Source organism: Hyphobacterium sp., from assembly GCF_965228115.1.
Taxonomy (GTDB): Bacteria; Pseudomonadota; Alphaproteobacteria; order Caulobacterales; family Maricaulaceae; genus Hyphobacterium.
In genome coordinates this window covers 464,595-483,115 of the sequence record NZ_OZ245794.1, presented here as the reverse complement: position 1 = coordinate 483,115, position 18,521 = coordinate 464,595, and the positions used below count along the sequence as shown (strand labels likewise).

The window sequence follows — 18,521 nt, the reverse complement described above, 5'->3', positions numbered from 1 at the left end:
CGATGGAGGAACGCTTCGTGCGCGCTTTTCTGATTTTTTGCCTGCTCACGCTCATGCCGTCGGTGCAGGCGCAGACGTTTCAGACGTCTGCCAGTCACGCCGTCATTCTCGATTATGAGAGCGGTGAGGTCCTGTACAATCACAATGGCGATACGCCCATGCCGCCCTCGTCAATGTCCAAGCTGATGACATTGCTGATGACTTTTGAAGCAATTGAGCAGGGGACTTTGTCGCTGGACACCGAATTGCCGGTCTCTGAATACGCGTGGCGAACCGGAGGAGCCGCGTCCGGATCCTCGACCATGTTCCTTGAGGTGAATTCGCGGGTCCGCGTTGAAGATCTAATCCGCAGCATTATCATCCAGTCCGGTAATGATGCGTGTATTGTCCTGGCCGAGGCGATTTCCGGGTCCGAAACGGCCTTTGCAGCGGATATGACGCAGCGCGCGCAGGAGCTCGGTCTTTCCAGCGCCAGTTTTGCGAATTCGACCGGGTGGCCACATCCTGATCATCGGATCAGCGCAATTGACCTGGCGCGTCTGACGGTGTTGCTGATCCGGGAGTACCCGCAATATTACCCGATCTTCGCCGAACGCGAGATGACCTATAACGGGATCCGCCAATTCAACCGGAATCCCCTGTTGAATATGCCCGGTGTGGACGGGCTTAAAACTGGACATACCCAGGAGGCAGGTTACGGGCTTGTCGCGTCGGGCGAACGCGACGGGACGCGCCGGATTGTGGTCTATAACGGCATGGATAGCGAACGCTCGCGCGCCAGCGAAGGCGAGCGTTTGATGCGTGCCGCGCTCGCCGAATTTGAGTTAGTACGGCTGGCACAGGCGGGCGAGGAAATTGGCTCTGCCGATGTGTTTCAGGGCGTGAGTGAAACGGTTGGCTTGCGTCTGACTGAAAATGCCCAGCTGGGTCTTCATATTCGGGCTGCCAATGATCTGCGGGCGGAAATTGTATATGACGGCCCCATTGCAGCGCCGATCGCTGAAGGCGATGCCATTGCCCGGCTGGAAGTCTCGGCGCCGGGCCTGGAACCGCGCTCCTTTGAACTGGTTGCAGCTGAGGATGTTGCCCGAAAAGGCCTTGTCGGGCTGGCTCTGTCCGGTTTGGGCGGATTGTTTGGCGTGAATTGATGGTCAAGGGGTTGTTTGTCACCCTTGAAGGCGGGGAAGGCGCGGGCAAGTCCACGCTTGCGCGGTCGCTGCAGGCTGACCTCAAGGCAGCCGGATACGAAGTGATCGTGACGCGTGAACCGGGTGGTACGCCCGGGGCTGAAGAGATCCGGCAACTGCTGGTGGAGGGCAAGACCGACCGTTGGTCGGCGATGACAGAAGCCTTGTTGTTTTACGCGGCCCGGAATGATCATGTCGAAAAGGCGATCCGGCCCGCGCTGGATCGGGGAGCAATTGTTATCTCCGATCGTTTTGCCGATTCCACGCTTGCCTACCAGGGCGCGGCTGGTGGAATATCCATGGATCGCCTTCGCCAATTGCACACGCTAGTCCTGGGCGAGTTCCAGCCAGACCTTACCTTGTTGATCGATATTCCACCCGAGCTTGGTATCGACCGGACTCAGGCGCGGTTAGGGCTCGAAATCCGTTTTGAATCAAAGGAGATGGAGTTTCATCGCCGCTTGCGGGCTTGCTATCACCAACTTGCTGAATTGGCTCCGGAACGCATTGAAACACTGGATGGCACCGCGTCACCTGATGATGTGGCGATGGCTGCCATCATGGCTGTGCGAAGGCGGTTGCCGGAATGAGCAGCGCGGCCGATCTGGATCCGGACACCGAGGAAGGTTGTGCACCGCCCCGCGAGATTGAAGATCTGTTCGGTCATGATGCGGCTTGGGACGCATTCGAGCAGGCTCGACAAAGCCAGCGAATGCATCACGCCTGGATGATTACGGGGCCCAAGGGGGTGGGAAAGGCCAGCCTGGCCTATAAGGCGGCAGTTTCCTTGCTGGGGGAAACGCGCGGCCTTGAGGCAGCGGCCCGGAAAGTGCGCGCAAAATCACACCCGAACCTTCTGACGATCAATCGGCCCTGGGATGAAAAACGCAAGCGATGGCGTGCGGAAATCACGATAGACGAAGTCCGCCGGGTTCCGGATTTCTTTTCGCGAAGCGCCGGTGAACCGGGATGGCGGATTGCGATCATTGATTCCATGGACGAGTTCAACCGAAATGCCGCGAACGGTTTGCTCAAAACTCTGGAAGAGCCGCCGGAGCGCGGTCTTCTGTTTCTGGTCACACACTCACCCGGACGATTGCTGCCGACCATCCGCTCGCGCTGCCGGCATCTTGAGCTGCGCGCTCCGGAGGTTGAAGAAACGGCAGACTGGTTGGTCAGAAGGCAGGGTATAGACTCTGGAAAAGCAAATTCTGTTTCAATGCTGGCGAAGGGTGCGCCGGGCAGGGCGCTGGCCTTTCTTCATTCCGGTGCCCTTGATCTGGAGCAGGATGTCCGGAACCTTCTGGATCGTTTGCCAAACTGGGATCAAAAATCCTCCCGCCGATTGGCTGCGCGCGTTTCGGCGCGGGGCGCAGAGGGTTTGCGTCCTCAATTCTTTGCGTCGCTTTCGCGCAATGCGGCCCGCCTTGCCAAAGAACGGGCGATTGAAGGCCTGCCTCCGGATGCGTGGCTTACCGCCAGACTGGAAATTGAAAAACTGGCCGGTGAAACTCAAGGGCTCTATCTCGATACCAAGCAGGCGGCGCTCTCGGCGCTTGCCCACATGGAAAAAGCCGCACGCGAGGCCCGCTAGCTGGAATGCTGATTGACAGTCACACCAATCTTCATGGCGATACTTATGCACAGGATTTGCCTGAGGTTTTGTCGCGGGCGAAAGGCGCCGGTGTCGGCGGTATGATTGCGATCTGTTGCCGTTTGTCCGATTTCGACGACGTACTGGCAATCGCCGAGGCGAATGAGAATATCTGGTGCACGATCGGCGCACACCCACATCACGCCAAAGACCGGCCGGACGTGCCGCTTGAAGAATTGCTGGAAAAGGCGGCCCATCCGAAAGTCATCGGAATCGGTGAAACCGGGCTGGATTTTCACTATGGGTACAGCCCGCGCGGAGATCAGTTTCAAAGTCTGAAAACCCATGTCGAGGCGGCAAGACAAACCGGATTGCCATTGATCCTTCACACGCGCGATGCCGATGCCGAAATGGCGGACTTTCTGGAAGCAGAAATGGCGCGCGGCCCTTTCAAGGCGCTGATGCATTGTTACACGGGCGGTGAAGATCTGGCGCGCCGGGCTGCGGCCCTGGGCGCTTATTTTGCCGCGTCTGGCATTGTGACCTTCAAGAAAGCCGAGGACGTCCGCCAGGTCTTCCGCGATACGATCCCGCAAGACCGGGTAATCATCGAGACGGATTGCCCGTATCTGGCACCGGTGCCGCATCGTGGCCGCCGGAATGAACCAGCCTATCTGCCCGACGTGCTGGCGGGCCTGTGTCCGCTTTATGGCTGGACACCGGAGGAGGGCGCAGAAAAAACCACAAAGGCCTTCTTTGATCTATTCTCTAAAGCCCGGCGGCCCGAATGACCGATCAATCGGTTTGGCAAGTGACGATATTGGGCTGTGGCTCGTCCGGCGGCGTTCCGCGTCCTGATGGTGATTGGGGCGCGTGCAATCCAGACAATCCCAAAAACCGGCGACGGCGCTGTAGCTTGTTGGTCGAATATGCGGAAACAAGCACGCTTTTTGAAAATGGTTCGGTCACAACCATTGTCATCGACACTTCGCCGGACTTCCGCGAACAAATGCTGTCTGCGGGCGTAAACCGTCTTGATGGCGTAGTTTTCACGCATGATCATGCGGATCAGACCCACGGCATTGACGATCTGAGGCCCTATGTGTTGCGGGCGCGAAAGCGGATGCCAGTCTGGATGATCCCGGAAACCCGCAACAGCCTGACAAATCGCTTCAAATATGTGTTTGAGAGCAAGGCCGGATCTCCGTATCCATCCATTCTCGAAGCACGCGATATTCCCGCTCAGGGCGTCGAGTTTCATCTTGATGGGCCAGGTGGCGCTCTTCCTATGATGATGCTGCGCCTTGAACATGGCGGAATAATCGCGGCCGGTTTCCGGTTTGGACCCTTCGCATATTCTCCGGATGTCAGCGCTGTGCCCGAGACAGCATTCGACATTCTGAGGCAAGTCCCGGTCTGGATCGTTGATGCACTGCGCGAGACACCACACCCGACTCATGCCAGCGTGAGTGATGCACTGGGGTGGCTGGATCACGCACAAGCCGGGAGGGGCGTGCTGACAAATCTTCATGTTGATCTCGACTATGAGGCACTGGCAGCGCGATTGCCTGAAAATATTGTGCCGGCGTATGACGGCTTTCAGCTTCGATTTTGAAATGATTAGAAATAGATATCATATGTCTCATAATATATATTATGCGCATATCATACATTGATCTCAGGAGTAGCGCGACTTGAAACAGCCAACTCCCCTCGGAAAACTCCGCACTATAATGGAGCGGCTCCGTGATCCTGAAACGGGTTGCCCGTGGGATGTTGGCCAGACATTCGAGACCATCGCCCCTTATACGATCGAGGAAGCCTATGAGGTGGATGACGCGATCCGCCGGAATGATATGGACGATCTCAAGAGTGAGCTTGGCGATCTTTTGCTGCAGGTCGTGTTTCACTCCCGCATGGCGGAAGAAGCTGGTTTCTTTGATTTTGATGATGTCGCAGATGCCATCAATGACAAGATGATCCGCCGGCATCCGCACGTGTTTGGCGACAAGCAATATGCCGACAATGAGGCACAGACACAGGACTGGGAAGCCATCAAGGCTGATGAGCGCAAGAAAAGCAAAGGCTCTGAAGGATTGCTGGATGACGTTCCGCTGGCCCTGCCCGCTTTAAAGCGGGCTCAGAAGCTTCAGAAACGAGCGGCGACGGTAGGTTTTGACTGGCCGGATGCCAAACGTGTGCTCCAAAAGCTGGATGAAGAACGTGAAGAAGTCGGTGAAGCGATAGAAACGGGTGATCTAGACCGGATTGAAGACGAGATTGGAGATCTTCTGTTTGTCTGCGCAAACCTGGCGCGTAAAACCCGAATCGACAGCGAAGCGGCCTTGCGCCGCGCGAATACAAAATTCGAACGTCGTTTCAGATACATAGAACAAACATTGAAAGCTGATAATCGGGACATTAAGGCTGTCAGCCTTGATGATATGGAAGCCTTGTGGGTAGACGCCAAGAAGCTCGAAAACACGCAAAAAAAAACCTAGACCGCGTCTTCCAGTTTTGGCGTTAAAGCCGGAAATTGCGCAGCAAAGCGTCCGGCTGCTTCCGGAGACAATCTTGCCCTCACCGTCGTGCGGCCCTGTTCATCAACAATTTCGCTCAGAACAGCACCGTGCTCGTGTAACCAGGCCACCGGGCGATGCTCACCGGGCGATGTGACGGCTTCGAGCAGCACCGTCTGCTCGGCGAGAGTGTCATCGATAGCGGCGAGTAAGCGATCTATCCCCTCGCCTGTCTGCGCCGACACAGAAATGGCGCAGCGGGCTTCATCGCTTTTGCGCGGAAGCGCGCTAACGGCATCAACATCCAATGGCTCACTGTCAGACCACAGATCGATTTTGTTGAAGACTTCGATGACCGGTTGCCCATGCTCGCTACCGGCGTCGAGCGCATCCAGTATGGCTTCAACTTCCCGGCGCCGGGTTTCGAAATCCACCGCGGATACGTCCAGCACGTGAAGGATAATGTCGGCCTCGCGGACTTCTTCCAGCGTTGCACGAAAGGCGGCCACCAGTTCGGTGGGAAGATCGGTGATAAAGCCGACTGTGTCCGATAACATGATTTGCGACCCTGCCGGCGTCCGCAGCCCTCTTACGGTGGTGTCCAGCGTTGCAAAAGGCATGTCTTTTGCGAACACCCCTGCCCCGGTCATCTTGTTGAAAAGTGTCGACTTTCCAGCATTGGTATAACCAACAATGGCCACGACTGGAAAAGGCGTGGCCTTACGGGTCTTGCGGTGCAGCGCGCGTGTCCTTCGTACCTCTTCAAGCTCCCGGCGAAGACGTGCCATCTTGTCCGCAAGGATCCGGCGGTCAGCCTCAATCTGGGTTTCGCCGGGCCCGCCCACTGTACCCATTCCGCCGCGCTGGCGTTCCAGGTGTGTCCATGTGCGAACCAGCCGCGAGCGTTCATAAGCCAACCTGGCCAGCTCAACCTGCAAGCGGCCTTCCTTGGTTCGGGCTCGAAGACCAAAAATTTCAAGAATCAAACCGGTGCGGTCGATGACCTTCACCTTCCAGGTCTTCTCGAGATTGCGTTGCTGCACGGGAGAGAGCGCCGCATCCACGATGACGACCGAGGCCTCTTGCTCTTCGATGAAGAACTTCATCTCCTCCAACTTGCCACGTCCCAGATAGCGGCCCGGATCTATTTTCCGGACCGGGGCAAATATGGAGGACTGAACATCAAGTCCGAGGGCTTCGGCAAGGCCCGTCGCTTCGTCCAGACGGGCGTGTTCTTCCACATCTTCAGGGCCCAGCCTGGCGCGGATAACTACCGCTTTGTCGGCAGGCCGTTCGGTTTCAATCAAGCTTCGCTGTCCTCGCCGCCCTCTTCCTCCTCAAACAGGGAAACCGGAGCTGAAGGCATAATTGTCGAGATCGCATGTTTGTAGACCAGTTGGGACTGGCCATCGCGCCGGAGCAGGAGGCAGAAATTATCAAACCAGGTCACCACGCCCTGCAGTTTCACCCCGTTCACCAGAAAAATCGTCAGGGGTGTTTTCGTTTTGCGGACTGAGTTGAGGAATACGTCCTGGAGGTTATTGCTTTTTCTTTCACCAGACATGTGTGCGCTCCTGTTATTTTTGTTCTTGGCGTCCCCAATGTCCCGTCAGATTACCGGGTGTTTGCGGCGTCGTGCAAGCAAGGGCGGAGACCGCCGTACATTTGCGCCCCTCGCCCGCTCTTTCGCAGTTGCAACATAACTCTCTCGTAACTGCAAGGAAAACGTTCCCGGATGCCCGTTTCCGACGGGCTGGCCGTCAATCTCGATGACCGGCGTGGCAAAAGTCGACGCCGACGTTACAAAGGCTTCCTGGGCCAATCGGGCCTCTTCCAGAGAAAAGGCGCGTTCTTCGGTCCGGATGCCTTCTTTAGCAGCGAGGGCGATAATGGTACGCCGCGTAATCCCATTCAGGATGTCGTGGTCGGCCGGACGCGTTATGAGAACCCCTTCCGCATTGACAATCCAGGCATTTGAGGCCGAGCCCTCAGTAACCAGGCCTGCGTCATCAATCATCCAACCTTCCTGCGCGCCTGCCTCTGCGGCCGCCTGACGGACCAGCACGTTGGGCAAGAGGGAAACTGTCTTGATGTCGCGCCGCCCCCAACGGATATCGGGCTGCGTAATCACCTTGATGCCTTCACGGGCTTTGCGCTCGATACGTTCAGCGTTTGTGGCTTTCGCGGTCATAATGACGCTGGCACGGGTTTGAGGGCCGGGGAAAACATGGTCCCGTCGCGCCTGCCCGCGCGAAATCTGCAGATAGATCAACCCACTATGCAGCCTGTTGAGCTCGATCATGCGGAACAGGACTGCGGAGAGCGCCTGATTGCTCATGGGAGATTTGATGCGAAGCTCACCAAGCGATCTGGCCAACCGCATCAAATGCCCATCGAAATCCATCAACTGGCCCTTTGTCACCCCCCACACTTCATAGACCGCATCCGCAAACTGATTGCCGCGATCTTCGATGTGTATGCGGGCATGAGGATGCGCAATAAAGCGGCCATTGACGTAGGCAAAACGCGACATGGGGCTCTAGAATCTCCTGAACAAAGCAACGATCGCCGCCAGACCGGCCAGCACTTCCAACCGGCCAAGCACCATAAGCAGGATCGAATATATTTTCGCCATTGCGGGTAAGTCACTCCAGGAAAATTCAGGTGACAGCTGGTTGTGCAGAGGCCCGGCATTGGCGAGCGCGGTGGTCGCGACACTCCAGGCGGCATCAAAAGGGGCGCCGAGCAGCGACAGGATGACGATCGAAATCGCGACCAGTCCGATATAGCTCAGCACTGTTGCCCACAATGCGAGCATAGCCGGGTTATCCGCACTGCGCCCGCGATAGCGAATTCCGACAACGCCTGACGGATTTGCCATCCGCGCCAGCTCTACAAAAGCAGATTGGGAAAGAATGACGAGCCGCGAGATTTTCAACCCGCCTGCTGTGGACGCTGCGGCTCCGCCTATCATGGCCGCCAATACGGCTGCCAACGGCACATAGCCTGCCGATTCCGTGGCCGAAAAGCCAGCGGTCGTGATGACGAAGATGGCATCAGCCAGGGAGCTCAGCGGTGCGGCAGGCGCGTCAGTCGATATCAGGAAAATCAGGTAGAGCCCGGCGATCACACCGAGCATGGCCAACAGATCACCATTCAGGGGAATTCGATAACGGCTAACCGCATCGCGCACCACCGCGATATTGATTGCCCCTGCGAATGCCAGCACAGCCAACAACGCGATTGCCAAGGCTGGCACTTGCGACAGGAGAGGCCCGGAAGAGACGGTATAGCCTCCCGTTGAGAGCGCGCTCATCGCCAGGCAAAGTGCTTCAAATATCGGAACGCCGGTGGCGATAAGCGCCAGCATACCCACCGCGAGGATGCCGCAATAAACGACAAGGATGCGGCGTGCGGCAACTTGCAAGTTGGAAAAAATATTCTCTTGATCGACTGTCAAAAGGATGGATTTTCTGAGCTCCAGCCCGCCGCGGTCGAATGCGGCTAAGACGCCCGCAGCCGTTAGCAAAGTAAGATATCCACCGACAAAGCTGATGAAGCAGCGCCAGAATATGATGGCGTCAGGGACCGCTTCGGGGGGCGAGAGAATAGCTCCGGTCGTGGTCAGGGCCGAATACGCCTCAAACGCACCGTCAAGATAGCTGGCGTCCGGAATGAAAAACAAAAATGGCACAACAAGAAAAAGAGGCGTTGTAACCCACATCGCCATCACATAGGCCGAAGCCTCTGCCGCGCGTGCGATAATTTTCACGCCTCCGGTTGCCGACCAGATCAGTCCACCGGCAAAACCCAGCAACCCTGCTGTGATCGCAAATGCCTGTGCGGCCAGCCACGCTTGCCCCAGTGCGGAAAAAGCTGCGACAATACCGATGACAAGAGAGAGCCCTGTCCAGGTCTGTCCCAAAGGACGCAGAAATCCGAGCGATCGCATTACCGGCTAGAAATAATCCAGGCTAACGCGGAACAGGCGCTCGACTTTTGGGACTGCATCAGATTCTGCGAATAGCAGCATGCGATCGCCTTCTTTCACCACGGCTTGCTCGCCCGGCATGAAAATCTCGCCGTCCTGAACCAATGCGCCGATCGTGACATTGTCCGGCAATTCAAGATCATCGATCGATTTTCCCATCAAGGGTGAGGTCGCCAGGACAACACCTTCAAGCGCTTCGGCCAACCCCCCGGCAATAGATTGAAGTCCGGTAATCCGGCCGCGACGGATGTGCTGGAGAATGGTCGAAACCGTTGTTGTGCGCGGATCAATGAAGGCATCAACTTCGAGCGCATCCCTTAAAGGCTTGAAGGCCTCCTCATTCACCAGACAAATGGCTCTCCCCGCCCCTTCACGCTTGGCCATGACGGCGCTGAGGAGGTTGACCTTGTCATCATTCGTCACACAGACGGCAAGTTCGGCTCGATCCACTCCGGCCTCGCGCAACAATTCCGGCGTCAAGCCGTCGCCGTGAAGGACAACGGTGCGTTTCAGCTGATTGGCCGCCGCTTCAGCGCGGCTTTTATTGGCTTCGATCAGGCGGACTTTCACGCGCCCCAGACGTTCCAGAGCGCGCGCAACATAGACGCCGATATTTCCAGCACCAATTACGATGACGCGGCGGACTTTCTCGGTTTTCTCTCCGAGAATCTGTAACGCGCGATCCAGCATTTTTGGCTCAATTGCGATGTAGATTTCATCGTCCGCCAGTAGCGGGTCACTGACCGTTGGGACAAACAGCTTGCCGTCGCGATTTACTCCGCAAAGCGAAAGCCGCAGATCCGGAAAAATCTCGCGTATCTGTTCGATGGAAGAACCTGCCACAGGGCTGTCTTCATGCATCCGGATGCCCAGAAGTTGAACGCGTCCGCCGGCAAACAAGGCGGTTGAAAAAGCACCGGGCGTTTCAACCCGCTGCAAGATCGCCCGCCCGACTTCCTGTTCAGGTGAGATGACGACGTCTACCGGCAGGTTGCCGGTCGAAAACAGCCCTCGCCATGCGGGATCCAGATAGGCCTGAGCGCGCACCCGGGCGATCCGCATTGGCGTCTTGAAGAGAGAGTGCGCGACCTGGCAAGCGATCATGTTCGTTTCATCGGAATGCGTTACCGCAACCAGCAATTCCGCATCTGCCACGCCTGCACGCTCTAGCGATTCAGGATGAGCACCGTGGCCCACCACGCCCCGGACATCGAGATCTGTCGTGATCTGGGAAATGAGTTCTGGAGACCAATCTACAACGGTCACCGCATTACCTTCGCGCGATAGCGCCTTGGCGATGCCGTAACCGACGCGCCCTGCCCCGCAGACGACTGCCTTCATGGCGTCTTCCTTATTCCTCGGCCAGCTCGCCGTCCGAACGGGCTTCAGAGGTATTTACCCCTAATGATTTGAGCTTGCGATGCAAGGCAGAGCGTTCCATCCCGATGAAAGCCGCCGTGCGGGAAATATTCCCGCCAAATCGATTTATCTGGGATTTCAGGTACTCGCGTTCAAATTTTTCACGTGCCTCGCGAAGCGGTAAGGCAATCATGCGCTCTGCGTCAAAGCCGCTTTCGTCGGTCTCGCGGCCGGCCACTTCGGAGGGTAGCGAATCCAGAGTGATCGGACCGTCTTCACTGCCCGATGCAAGAATAAGCAATCGCTCAACATTATTACGCAGCTGCCGGACATTACCGGGCCAGTCATGCGCCTGCAGTGCCGCCATGGCATCTTCACCGATCTGCCTGCGGGACAAACCGGACGCGCTGGTAATGCGGTTGAGGAAGTGTTCGACCAGCAGGGGTATGTCCTCGCGGCGTTCCGAAAGGCCGGGAACCTCAACCGGCACGACAGCCAGGCGATGATATAGGTCTTCCCGGAATAGCCCCGAGGAAATGTGTTCCCGCAGATTTCGTGAGGACGATGATACGACCCGCACATTGATGCGGACATCTTCACCGCCGCCAATCCGGCGGAAGCTTGAATCGACCAGCATGCGAAGAAGCTTGTTTTGTGTAGCGACGGGCATGTCGCCGATCTCATCAAAGAAAAGCGTGCCGCCATGCGCGCGTTCGAGCAGCCCGACTTGTGTGACCAGCCCCTGGTCGTTTTCCGCTCCAAACAGTTCCTCTTCGACGCGGTCAGGCTCCATTCCTGCCGCGTTGACAGCAACAAACGGGGCTTTGGCGCGTGGTGAGCGGGCATGAATCAGGCGAGCCACCACTTCTTTGCCGCAGCCCGCGGGGCCCGAAATCAAGACGCGGCTATTTGTCGGACCGACCCGCTCAATAAGTTGGCGCAGCTGAGAGACAGCACCGGATTTGCCAATCAGCTCGGTTTCTCCCGCGCCCCGCGCCTTCAGTTCTGCGTTTTCGCGCCGGAGCTGGCTGGCTTCCATCGCCCGTTCTATCGTCAAGATCAGCTTGTCGCTCTTAAAGGGCTTCTCGATGAAGTCATAGGCGCCCTTACGGATCGCGGCGACCGCTGTTTCAATGGTGCCGTGCCCGGATATCACAATCACCGGAAGCTCGGGATCGACTTTCTTCATTTCGCCCAGCAACTCGATGCCATCCAGCCGGCTGCCCTGCAGCCAGACATCGAGAATCACAAGCGATGGCTTTCGGGTTCGCAAGGCGGCTAAGGCATCATCAGCATTGCCTGCCTCCCGAGCTTGATAGCCCTCATCTTCGAGCAGACCTGCAATGAGGTCCCGGATGTCTTCTTCATCATCAACAATGAGAATGTCGTTGGCCATGTCTCACGCCTGCGCAGTTTCGGGGTTAGAAGCGAATTCGGGGCCAGTTTCGCCCGCAATCGGAAAGCGGAGCCGGACAATGGCACCCGGACCCTCATCGGGCTGATCCAGTTCCAGCCGTCCGCCATGGTCTTCCATGACGCGTTTCACAATTGCCAGACCCAGGCCGGTCCCTTTTTCCCGTGTCGTCATATAGGGCTCTGTCAGACGTTCGCGATTGACCTGAGGCCAGCCCAGCCCGTTGTCCGCTATAGTGATGGTGGCAAAATCATCCCGGTTTACGAGTGCCAATTCGATACGGCCGGACGGCCCTTTCCCGGCATCCGCATCCATCCGGGCGATGACGCTTTCTGAGGCATTCTTGACGATATTCGTCAAAGCCTGCGATGCGAGCCGCTCATCGCATTGAGCCAGAACGTCTTCGGAAGGTGGTTTGAAGTCGATTTCGATCGACGGGCTGGCAACGCGTTGGGCGAAAACCACATTGCGGATCATCTCAGACAGGCCGACGGATTCGATCTTGGGCTGCGGCATCCGGGCGAAGGACGAGAACTCATCAACCATTCGTCCGATATCGCCAACCTGCCGGACAATCGTTTCAACACAGCGGTCAAAAGTTGGCAGATCATCCGCGTTGATGGTCTTGCGGTACCGCCGCTGCAAGCGTTCGGCTGACAGCTGGATCGGTGTCAGCGGATTCTTGATTTCATGCGCAATGCGGCGCGCGACATCGCGCCAGGCCGCGCTCCTTTGCGCAGCAACCAAGCGGCTGACATCGTCAAAGGTGATGATCAGACCTGCATCCGGATCAAGGCCCGCGCGGACGTTCAAACTGATGGGCCGTTCCTCATCTTCTGAAAGCTCGACCTGTGATTCCGCGATTTCTCCCGGACGCTGGCGGGCTTGAATGGCGACGCTTTCCAGTTCCGGCGATGCAGCCGCCAGCTCCTGGCCGACCAACTGATCCTGCTCTCGACCCAGAAGATCGCAGGCAGGTCGATTTACAAGGGTAATCCGGTCCTGATCATCAAGACCGATTACGCCCGCGCTGACACCGGACAAGACTGCCTCTGTGAAGGCCCGGCGCTTTTCAGATTGAGAATTTGCCAATAGCAATTCCCGCCTCTGCCCGCGCAACTGGCGCGTCATACGATTGAATGCGCGGCCCAACGTAGCGATCTCGTCATCCTCGCGCTTGACTTCAACCCGAACATCGAGATTGCCGCTGCGCACTTCTTCAGCGGCTGTCACAAGGCTGGAAACCGGCCTTACGACACGTGTCGCCGCAGACAGCGCCAGCCAGATTGCCCCAAGCAGGATCAACAACGCTGTCTGGATATACAGAAGAATAAAGACCAGGCGGGATTCGGCCTCGCTTTCTGTGGCAGAGCGATAATCATCAAGTGCCGCTTGAGCCCGCTGCAACAGGCTGAGATCGATATCCAGCGTGACATAAAGAAACGCATCTTCGTAGGCGGGCAAAAGCAGGAGCGCGCGAAGCGCCGGTTCGTCTCCCGTCAACTGGTCCGGATCAGAAACCCCCAGATCGCCGCCCCGCGCCAGAGCGTACAGGGCGTCGGATGGAACAATAAAGGCGGGCGCATTCGTGTTCTCTGCGCTCGCCAGCTGGACCCCATTGCCGTCAACCAGATAGGCTGAACGGAATCCGCGGATAATCACCTGACGCCTGAAGTAACTTGTGTAAGTCTCTGTGTTATCTGTGAATGCTGCGACAGGATCTGCCTGACTCAGGTCAAACGCCATCAGCTGAATCTCTTCCAGCGCCGCATCGGCCTGCTGCTCTACAATCGCTCGCGCCGTATCGGCTGCAGATTCGACAACCGTGTTGACCCTTTCACCAAACCAGTATTCGACGCCGCGCGTCAGCACCCCGCCCAGAAAAAGCGCCATCAGGATGGCAGGCGCTGCAGCGGCAAGCGAGAACATCGCAATAAAGCGCAAATGAAGCCGCGGAGCAGGCTCGCCGAAGCGGCGGCCGGAAAACCTGATTGCCACACGATAGCCAACGATCCCCCCCAAGCCCAGGAGTATGACGAGATTGGCGGATAAAAGTGCAATCAGATTGCGGCGACCGGGAAAGGTCTGATCATCACCGAAGATCAATACGATTGCGGCAAACGCGATGATGGCCGTTGCGACAGTTACGCCTGCCCATAAAAGCAGGATGAGGCCGTTGGGAACGGCCCGCTTTTGCGGCTTGATGACCGTGTCGTGTTCGAGGGCTTCTGCCGACATTCCCAGCAGTTTCCCCGAGATGTTGCGTTAAATCAACATGCTTGTGTCGTAATCGCCACAGAGTTCAGGCGGCGGCGCGGGAACCGAAAGACATTGTGTCCAGCAGGGTGCCGATTGTGCGCGGGTCTGTTTCACGACACAACACCAGGCGCATGTCGGGCTGTCCGGGTAATTCGGAGCTTACGAAAGCGGCAAAATGCTTTCGCATCATCCGGACACCGACATGATCGCCGTAAAACCCGAGAGACGCCTCAAACTGCTGTTTCAACCCCGTCAACTTTTCCTGGAATGAAATCACCTGCCGCTTTCCCGTCAGGGCATTGTGGACGTTTGCTATGAGCCAGGGCCGCCCTTCGGCAGCGCGGCCAATCATGACGAGATCCGCCTCGGATTGCGCTAAGGCGTGGCGCGCGGTCACCTCGTCCAGGATATCGCCATTGACGGCGACCGGAATGGAAACAGCCGACTTGACCTCGCCGACCATCGTCCAATCCGCCTGTCCCTTGTAGAATTGTTGCCGCGTCCTGCCATGCACCGTGACCATCGCAATGCCCGCTCTTTCGGCGCGTTGGGCTAGTTCCGCTGCATTCAGGCTGTCATGATCCCAACCCAGCCGCATTTTCAGCGTCACCGGAACTTTGACCGCTGACAAAGTCGCCTCGATCAATGCCTGCGCATGATCCAGGTCGCGCATCAATGCGGAACCTGACAGGCCGTTGGTCACCTTCTTTGCGGGGCAGCCCATATTGATATCAATGATATCCGCGCCCTCGCCTTCGGCGATCCCTGCGGCTTCGAACATCCAGCGGGCCTCACGACCCGCCAGCTGAAGAATTTTTAACCCCGCGCCATCATCCAGGGCGGCTTTTTCCCATGCTTGCTTGCCACCGGTGACCAGTTCTTCACTCGCAACCATCTCGCTGACCACCAATCGGGCCCCGAAAGCGCGCGCCTGTTGGCGAAAAGGCAAATCCGTCACGCCGGACATGGGAGCCAGCATGGCACGGGCATCAATCTGGTGTGGACCAATTTGTATCACTGACAGCACTCTGACTGGTCTCTGAAGCGGGCGGAACCTATAGAGAAGGTAGATAGTCCGCAAGCTGGAGCCGATTCCCCCCGTGTCCTCGCCGAGAACCGCTGCCCTGATTGTTGCTGCCGGACGCGGAATGCGGGCAGGTGGCGGATTGCCAAAACAATTCCGGGATTTGAACGGCAAGCCGGTACTGGCGCATACGCTTTATGTTTTTCGCTCACATCCGCTCGTCGACGATATTCTCGTCGTCATTCACGAAGACGATGAAGCCTATTTCAAGGATCATTTCGATCAGGACGGTCTGAGCTATTGTTTTGGTGGAAACACACGATCGAAGTCAGTGAGGAACGGGATAGAGGCACTGGCCTCCCGTCCGATTGAGCGGATTTTGATCCATGATGGCGCACGGCCCTATCTTTCAACGGACCTGATCGACCAATTGCTCTTATCGCTGGATACGCATTCCGCTGTTATTCCAGGATTACCTCAAACCGATGCCACGTTTGAAGTAGCAGAAGACTGTCTGGTTGCGCCCGTCAATCGTGAGCAGCTGGTGCGGGCACAGACGCCTCAGGCCTTCCGTTTTGGCGTGATCAGGGAGGCCTTCAAACATGCATCAGAGGATGCACCCGCGCCGGATGAAGCCAGCCTGGCACTGGCCCATGGGGTCGATGTGGCGGTCATTCCGGGCGATCCGGGAAATTCTAAGCTGACCTTTGCTGAGGACTTTCAAATGCCGGACAACAGCACGGCCGCGCTCACGGTCTCAGGCCAGGGATTTGATGTCCACCGGCTGGCCGAAGGTGAAGGTGTCTGGCTGTGTGGGGTCTTTATTGCCTGCCCGTTGCGGCTGATCGGCCACTCCGACGCCGATGCCGGATTGCATGCCCTCACGGATGCCTTGCTGGGAGCGATTTGCGCTGGCGATATCGGCCAACACTTCCCGCCCTCTGACCCGCAATGGAAAGATGCTCCGTCGTCCAGATTTCTGGCTCACGCCGTTGAACTGGCCAGGCGACGTGGCGCCCGCCCGCTCCATGCCGATGTCACACTCATATGCGAGCGCCCGAAAATCGGGCCGCATCGCGATGCCATGAAACAGATAATCGCCGAACTGATGGGACTTCCGACTGCTCGGGTAAATGTAAAAGCGACAACCACTGAAGGCCTGGGCTATACTGGGCGAGGCGAAGGATTGGCCGCTCAGGCCATCGTAACGGTGCAGATCGATGAATGATCTCGAGGCAGAAATTTCAGCGCTTGCAATTCAACTTGTGAAGCAAGGAACAGAGAAATCACTCCGGCTGGTCGTGGCCGAAAGCTGCACCGGCGGGCTGATTGGCGGGGCGATCACCCGTGTACCCGGATCATCAGAAACCTTTGATCGAGGCTATATCACTTATTCCAATGCTGCGAAGATGGATGAGTTGAGCGTTTCCGGTGCCAGTCTTGCCGATCATGGCGCCGTTTCAGAAGCCGTAGCGAGAGAGATGGCCCAGGGTGCCCTCTCCCGCGCACACGGAGATGTTGCCGTGTCGGTGACCGGTATTGCCGGACCTGGAGGCAGCGAACACAAACCCGCCGGCCTGGTCTGGTTCGGGCTTGCAACCCGCTCAGGGGCGCTTGTCACGCGTGAACAGAATTATGGCGATATCGGCCGCGATACTGTGCGGCAATCGGCGGTGCGTGAGGCGTTGGAGCTTTTATTACTCGGTGTGGATCGTTCTTAGATCACCGAAATCCCACTCACCGGTTTTTTCGTAACGGCGGCCGGCTTCTGCCGCAAAGCGGTTTACGAGAACGCGGACCGCGCGCTCTTTATTCGCGCGCAAAAGCATCCCCAGAACCATATTTGAAAACTGGAACCGAAGCTGGAAGTCGATCCGCGTTGAACCATCGTCAAGGGCGGTAAGGCGCCAGTCATTTTCCAGAACCTTGAACGGGCCTTCGACCAAATCTACCCGGATTGACTGTGCGTCGCGATTGGCATCCACGCGGGTCACGAACCGTTCCTTGGCAACTTTGTATCGGACAATCGCTTCGGCCGTAAAAATGCCGGGGTCACCCTCCCCAACCCGTTCCAATACGCGAAGCGATGTCAGGTAAGGAATGAAATCCGGGTATTGCTCAACGCCTGCAACCAGCTCGAACACATCAGCCGGGGCGTGACGCACCCGAAGCGTTTCAGAATGTGTGGTGATCATCGCCCGGCCAGAGCCTGATCACGCGCAGCCCGCAGCTGCCGGAAATCATCACCCGCATGATAGCTGGACCGGGTCAGCGGCGTTGCTGACACCATCAGAAACCCTTTGGCCCGCGCGATGGTCTCATACGCTTTGAATTCTTTCGGCTCCACGAAGCGGTCGACAGCCGCATGTTTGCGGGTCGGCTGCAGGTATTGTCCGATCGTCAGAAAATCGATGCCGGCGGACCGCATATCGTCCATCACCTGCATGACCTCTTCCTTGGTTTCGCCAAGTCCGACCATCAACCCGGATTTCGTGAACTGGGAGGGATCCCGTTCCTTGACCTGCTCTAACAGACGCAGGGAATGGAAATAGCGCGCGCCCGGACGGATTTTCAGATAGAGCCGCGGTACGGTTTCCAGATTGTGATTGAACACATCCGGTCTGGCATCGATGACGGTGTTGATTGCACCGTCCTTGCGCAGGAAATCCGGCGTCAGAATTTCAATGGTCGTTTTTGGTGAGGCGTTGCGGATGGCGTTGATGACGTCCACAAAATGCTGCGCCCCGCCATCATTCAGATCATCGCGATCCACCGATGTGATCACAACATGCTCGAGGCCCATCTTGACCACGGCATCAGCAATCCGGTTGGCTTCATCATGGTCGACGGCGCCCGGCAGGCCGGTTTTCACATTGCAAAACGCACAGGCCCGCGTGCAGGTGTCGCCGAGGATCATGAATGTGGCGTGTTTCTGGGCCCAGCATTCACCAATATTGGGGCAACCGGCCTCTTCACAGACCGTGACCAGATCATTGTCTTTTACGATCTTGCGCGTCTCGGAATAGTCCTTGCCGATCGGAGCCCGCACCCGAATCCAGTCCGGCTTCCGCTGGACGGGATTATCCGGGCGGTGTTGCTTTTCCGGATGACGAGGCTTGGGTGCCTCTGACAGGGTATCGATCAGGTTTGCCATTGCGGCGCAACATGGCGTTA

Annotated in this window: 18 protein-coding genes; 8 read left to right on the top strand and 10 right to left on the bottom strand. The window is 57.4% G+C overall.

Features of this window, described 5'->3' with window-relative positions; genetic code table 11:
• Window positions 1-17 precede the first annotated feature (17 nt).
• The 6 genes from ACO079_RS02850 (at window position 18) to mazG (ending at window position 5,282) form a co-directional block, all read left to right on the top strand.
• Window positions 18-1,148, top strand: coding sequence for a D-alanyl-D-alanine carboxypeptidase family protein (locus tag ACO079_RS02850; protein ID WP_421791600.1), 1,131 nt, complete (start codon window positions 18-20; stop codon window positions 1,146-1,148).
• Entirely contained in the window at window positions 1,148-1,777 is a 630-nt protein-coding gene (gene tmk, locus ACO079_RS02845; protein WP_421791599.1) for a dTMP kinase, read from the top strand. The genes ACO079_RS02850 and tmk overlap by 1 nt, the downstream gene beginning before the upstream one ends.
• Window positions 1,774-2,781, top strand: coding sequence for a DNA polymerase III subunit delta' (locus tag ACO079_RS02840; protein WP_421791597.1), 1,008 nt, complete (start codon window positions 1,774-1,776; stop codon window positions 2,779-2,781). The genes tmk and ACO079_RS02840 overlap by 4 nt, the downstream gene beginning before the upstream one ends.
• 5 nt (window positions 2,782-2,786) lie before the next feature.
• A complete protein-coding gene (locus tag ACO079_RS02835; RefSeq protein ID WP_421791595.1) occupies window positions 2,787-3,572 on the top strand; it encodes a TatD family hydrolase in 786 nt (261 codons plus the stop codon).
• A complete protein-coding gene (locus ACO079_RS02830; RefSeq protein ID WP_421791593.1) occupies window positions 3,569-4,396 on the top strand; it encodes an MBL fold metallo-hydrolase in 828 nt (275 codons plus the stop codon). The genes ACO079_RS02835 and ACO079_RS02830 overlap by 4 nt, the downstream gene beginning before the upstream one ends.
• Before the next feature lie 118 nt (window positions 4,397-4,514).
• Entirely contained in the window at window positions 4,515-5,282 is a 768-nt protein-coding gene (mazG, locus tag ACO079_RS02825; protein WP_421791592.1) for a nucleoside triphosphate pyrophosphohydrolase, read from the top strand.
• Here mazG and hflX read toward each other — a convergent pair.
• The 8 genes from hflX to dusB all read right to left on the bottom strand — a co-directional run bounded on the left by hflX (window position 5,279) and on the right by dusB (window position 15,350).
• Window positions 5,279-6,607: a GTPase HflX gene (gene hflX, locus ACO079_RS02820; protein WP_421791590.1), complete on the bottom strand. Its 1,329-nt coding sequence runs from the start codon at window positions 6,605-6,607 to the stop codon at window positions 5,279-5,281. The two genes, mazG and hflX, sit on opposite strands and share 4 nt — an antisense overlap.
• Window positions 6,604-6,864, bottom strand: coding sequence for an RNA chaperone Hfq (gene hfq / locus ACO079_RS02815; protein ID WP_421791588.1), 261 nt, complete (start codon window positions 6,862-6,864; stop codon window positions 6,604-6,606). The genes hflX and hfq overlap by 4 nt, the downstream gene beginning before the upstream one ends.
• Window positions 6,865-6,909: 45 nt before the next feature.
• Window positions 6,910-7,833 carry a D-amino-acid transaminase gene (locus tag ACO079_RS02810; RefSeq protein WP_421791586.1) on the bottom strand — a complete coding sequence of 308 codons (924 nt, stop codon included), beginning with the start codon at window positions 7,831-7,833 and terminating at the stop codon, window positions 6,910-6,912.
• Between the two features lie 6 nt (window positions 7,834-7,839).
• Window positions 7,840-9,252, bottom strand: coding sequence for a potassium transporter TrkG (locus ACO079_RS02805; protein WP_421791584.1), 1,413 nt, complete (start codon window positions 9,250-9,252; stop codon window positions 7,840-7,842).
• Window positions 9,253-9,258: 6 nt separating this feature from the next.
• Window positions 9,259-10,632 (bottom strand): Trk system potassium transporter TrkA, encoded by a 1,374-nt coding sequence (trkA, locus tag ACO079_RS02800; protein WP_421791583.1) that lies wholly within the window; start codon window positions 10,630-10,632, stop codon window positions 9,259-9,261.
• Window positions 10,633-10,642: 10 nt separating this feature from the next.
• On the bottom strand, window positions 10,643-12,046 hold the full coding sequence (locus tag ACO079_RS02795) for a sigma-54-dependent transcriptional regulator (protein ID WP_421791581.1): 1,404 nt from the start codon (window positions 12,044-12,046) through the stop codon (window positions 10,643-10,645).
• Window positions 12,047-12,049: 3 nt separating this feature from the next.
• Complete coding sequence (locus tag ACO079_RS02790; protein ID WP_421791580.1) at window positions 12,050-14,302, bottom strand: ATP-binding protein; 2,253 nt, start codon at window positions 14,300-14,302, stop codon at window positions 12,050-12,052.
• Between the two features lie 64 nt (window positions 14,303-14,366).
• Window positions 14,367-15,350, bottom strand: a complete 984-nt coding sequence (gene dusB, locus ACO079_RS02785) for a tRNA dihydrouridine synthase DusB (protein WP_421791578.1) — start codon at window positions 15,348-15,350, stop codon at window positions 14,367-14,369.
• Window positions 15,351-15,423: 73 nt separating this feature from the next.
• Here dusB and ACO079_RS02780 point away from each other — a divergent pair, with 73 nt between their 5' ends.
• Together ACO079_RS02780 and ACO079_RS02775 are read left to right on the top strand one after the other, a co-directional pair.
• Entirely contained in the window at window positions 15,424-16,575 is a 1,152-nt protein-coding gene (locus ACO079_RS02780; protein ID WP_421791576.1) for a bifunctional 2-C-methyl-D-erythritol 4-phosphate cytidylyltransferase/2-C-methyl-D-erythritol 2,4-cyclodiphosphate synthase, read from the top strand.
• The gene (locus tag ACO079_RS02775) at window positions 16,568-17,068 is read left to right on the top strand and encodes a CinA family protein (RefSeq protein ID WP_421791574.1); all 501 of its coding nucleotides are present in this window, start codon (window positions 16,568-16,570) and stop codon (window positions 17,066-17,068) included. The genes ACO079_RS02780 and ACO079_RS02775 overlap by 8 nt, the downstream gene beginning before the upstream one ends.
• On the opposite strand, the gene ACO079_RS02770 is transcribed toward ACO079_RS02775, so the two are convergent.
• Window positions 17,045-17,542: a type II toxin-antitoxin system RatA family toxin gene (locus ACO079_RS02770; protein ID WP_421791573.1), complete on the bottom strand. Its 498-nt coding sequence runs from the start codon at window positions 17,540-17,542 to the stop codon at window positions 17,045-17,047. The genes ACO079_RS02775 and ACO079_RS02770 overlap by 24 nt on opposite strands.
• Window positions 17,539-18,501 (bottom strand): lipoyl synthase, encoded by a 963-nt coding sequence (lipA, locus tag ACO079_RS02765; RefSeq protein WP_421791571.1) that lies wholly within the window; start codon window positions 18,499-18,501, stop codon window positions 17,539-17,541. Before lipA ends, ACO079_RS02770 begins: the two co-directional genes overlap by 4 nt.
• Window positions 18,502-18,521: the final 20 nt, after the last annotated feature.

What these genes read in the sequence shown, in the direction of transcription:
- tmk (WP_421791599.1), top strand. Translation starts at nt 1,148, where the DNA reads ATGGTCAAGGGGTTGTTTGTCACCCTTGAAGGCGGGGAAGGCGCGGGC.
- ACO079_RS02840 (WP_421791597.1), top strand. Translation starts at nt 1,774, where the DNA reads ATGAGCAGCGCGGCCGATCTGGATCCGGACACCGAGGAAGGTTGTGCA.
- ACO079_RS02835 (WP_421791595.1), top strand. Translation starts at nt 2,787, where the DNA reads ATGCTGATTGACAGTCACACCAATCTTCATGGCGATACTTATGCACAG.
- ACO079_RS02830 (WP_421791593.1), top strand. Translation starts at nt 3,569, where the DNA reads ATGACCGATCAATCGGTTTGGCAAGTGACGATATTGGGCTGTGGCTCG.
- mazG (WP_421791592.1), top strand. Translation starts at nt 4,515, where the DNA reads ATGGAGCGGCTCCGTGATCCTGAAACGGGTTGCCCGTGGGATGTTGGC.
- hfq (WP_421791588.1), bottom strand. Translation starts at nt 6,864, where the DNA reads ATGTCTGGTGAAAGAAAAAGCAATAACCTCCAGGACGTATTCCTCAAC.
- ACO079_RS02810 (WP_421791586.1), bottom strand. Translation starts at nt 7,833, where the DNA reads ATGTCGCGTTTTGCCTACGTCAATGGCCGCTTTATTGCGCATCCTCAT.
- ACO079_RS02805 (WP_421791584.1), bottom strand. Translation starts at nt 9,252, where the DNA reads ATGCGATCGCTCGGATTTCTGCGTCCTTTGGGACAGACCTGGACAGGG.
- trkA (WP_421791583.1), bottom strand. Translation starts at nt 10,632, where the DNA reads ATGAAGGCAGTCGTCTGCGGGGCAGGGCGCGTCGGTTACGGCATCGCC.
- ACO079_RS02795 (WP_421791581.1), bottom strand. Translation starts at nt 12,046, where the DNA reads ATGGCCAACGACATTCTCATTGTTGATGATGAAGAAGACATCCGGGAC.
- ACO079_RS02790 (WP_421791580.1), bottom strand. Translation starts at nt 14,302, where the DNA reads ATGTCGGCAGAAGCCCTCGAACACGACACGGTCATCAAGCCGCAAAAG.
- ACO079_RS02775 (WP_421791574.1), top strand. Translation starts at nt 16,568, where the DNA reads ATGAATGATCTCGAGGCAGAAATTTCAGCGCTTGCAATTCAACTTGTG.
- ACO079_RS02770 (WP_421791573.1), bottom strand. Translation starts at nt 17,542, where the DNA reads ATGATCACCACACATTCTGAAACGCTTCGGGTGCGTCACGCCCCGGCT.
- lipA (WP_421791571.1), bottom strand. Translation starts at nt 18,501, where the DNA reads ATGGCAAACCTGATCGATACCCTGTCAGAGGCACCCAAGCCTCGTCAT.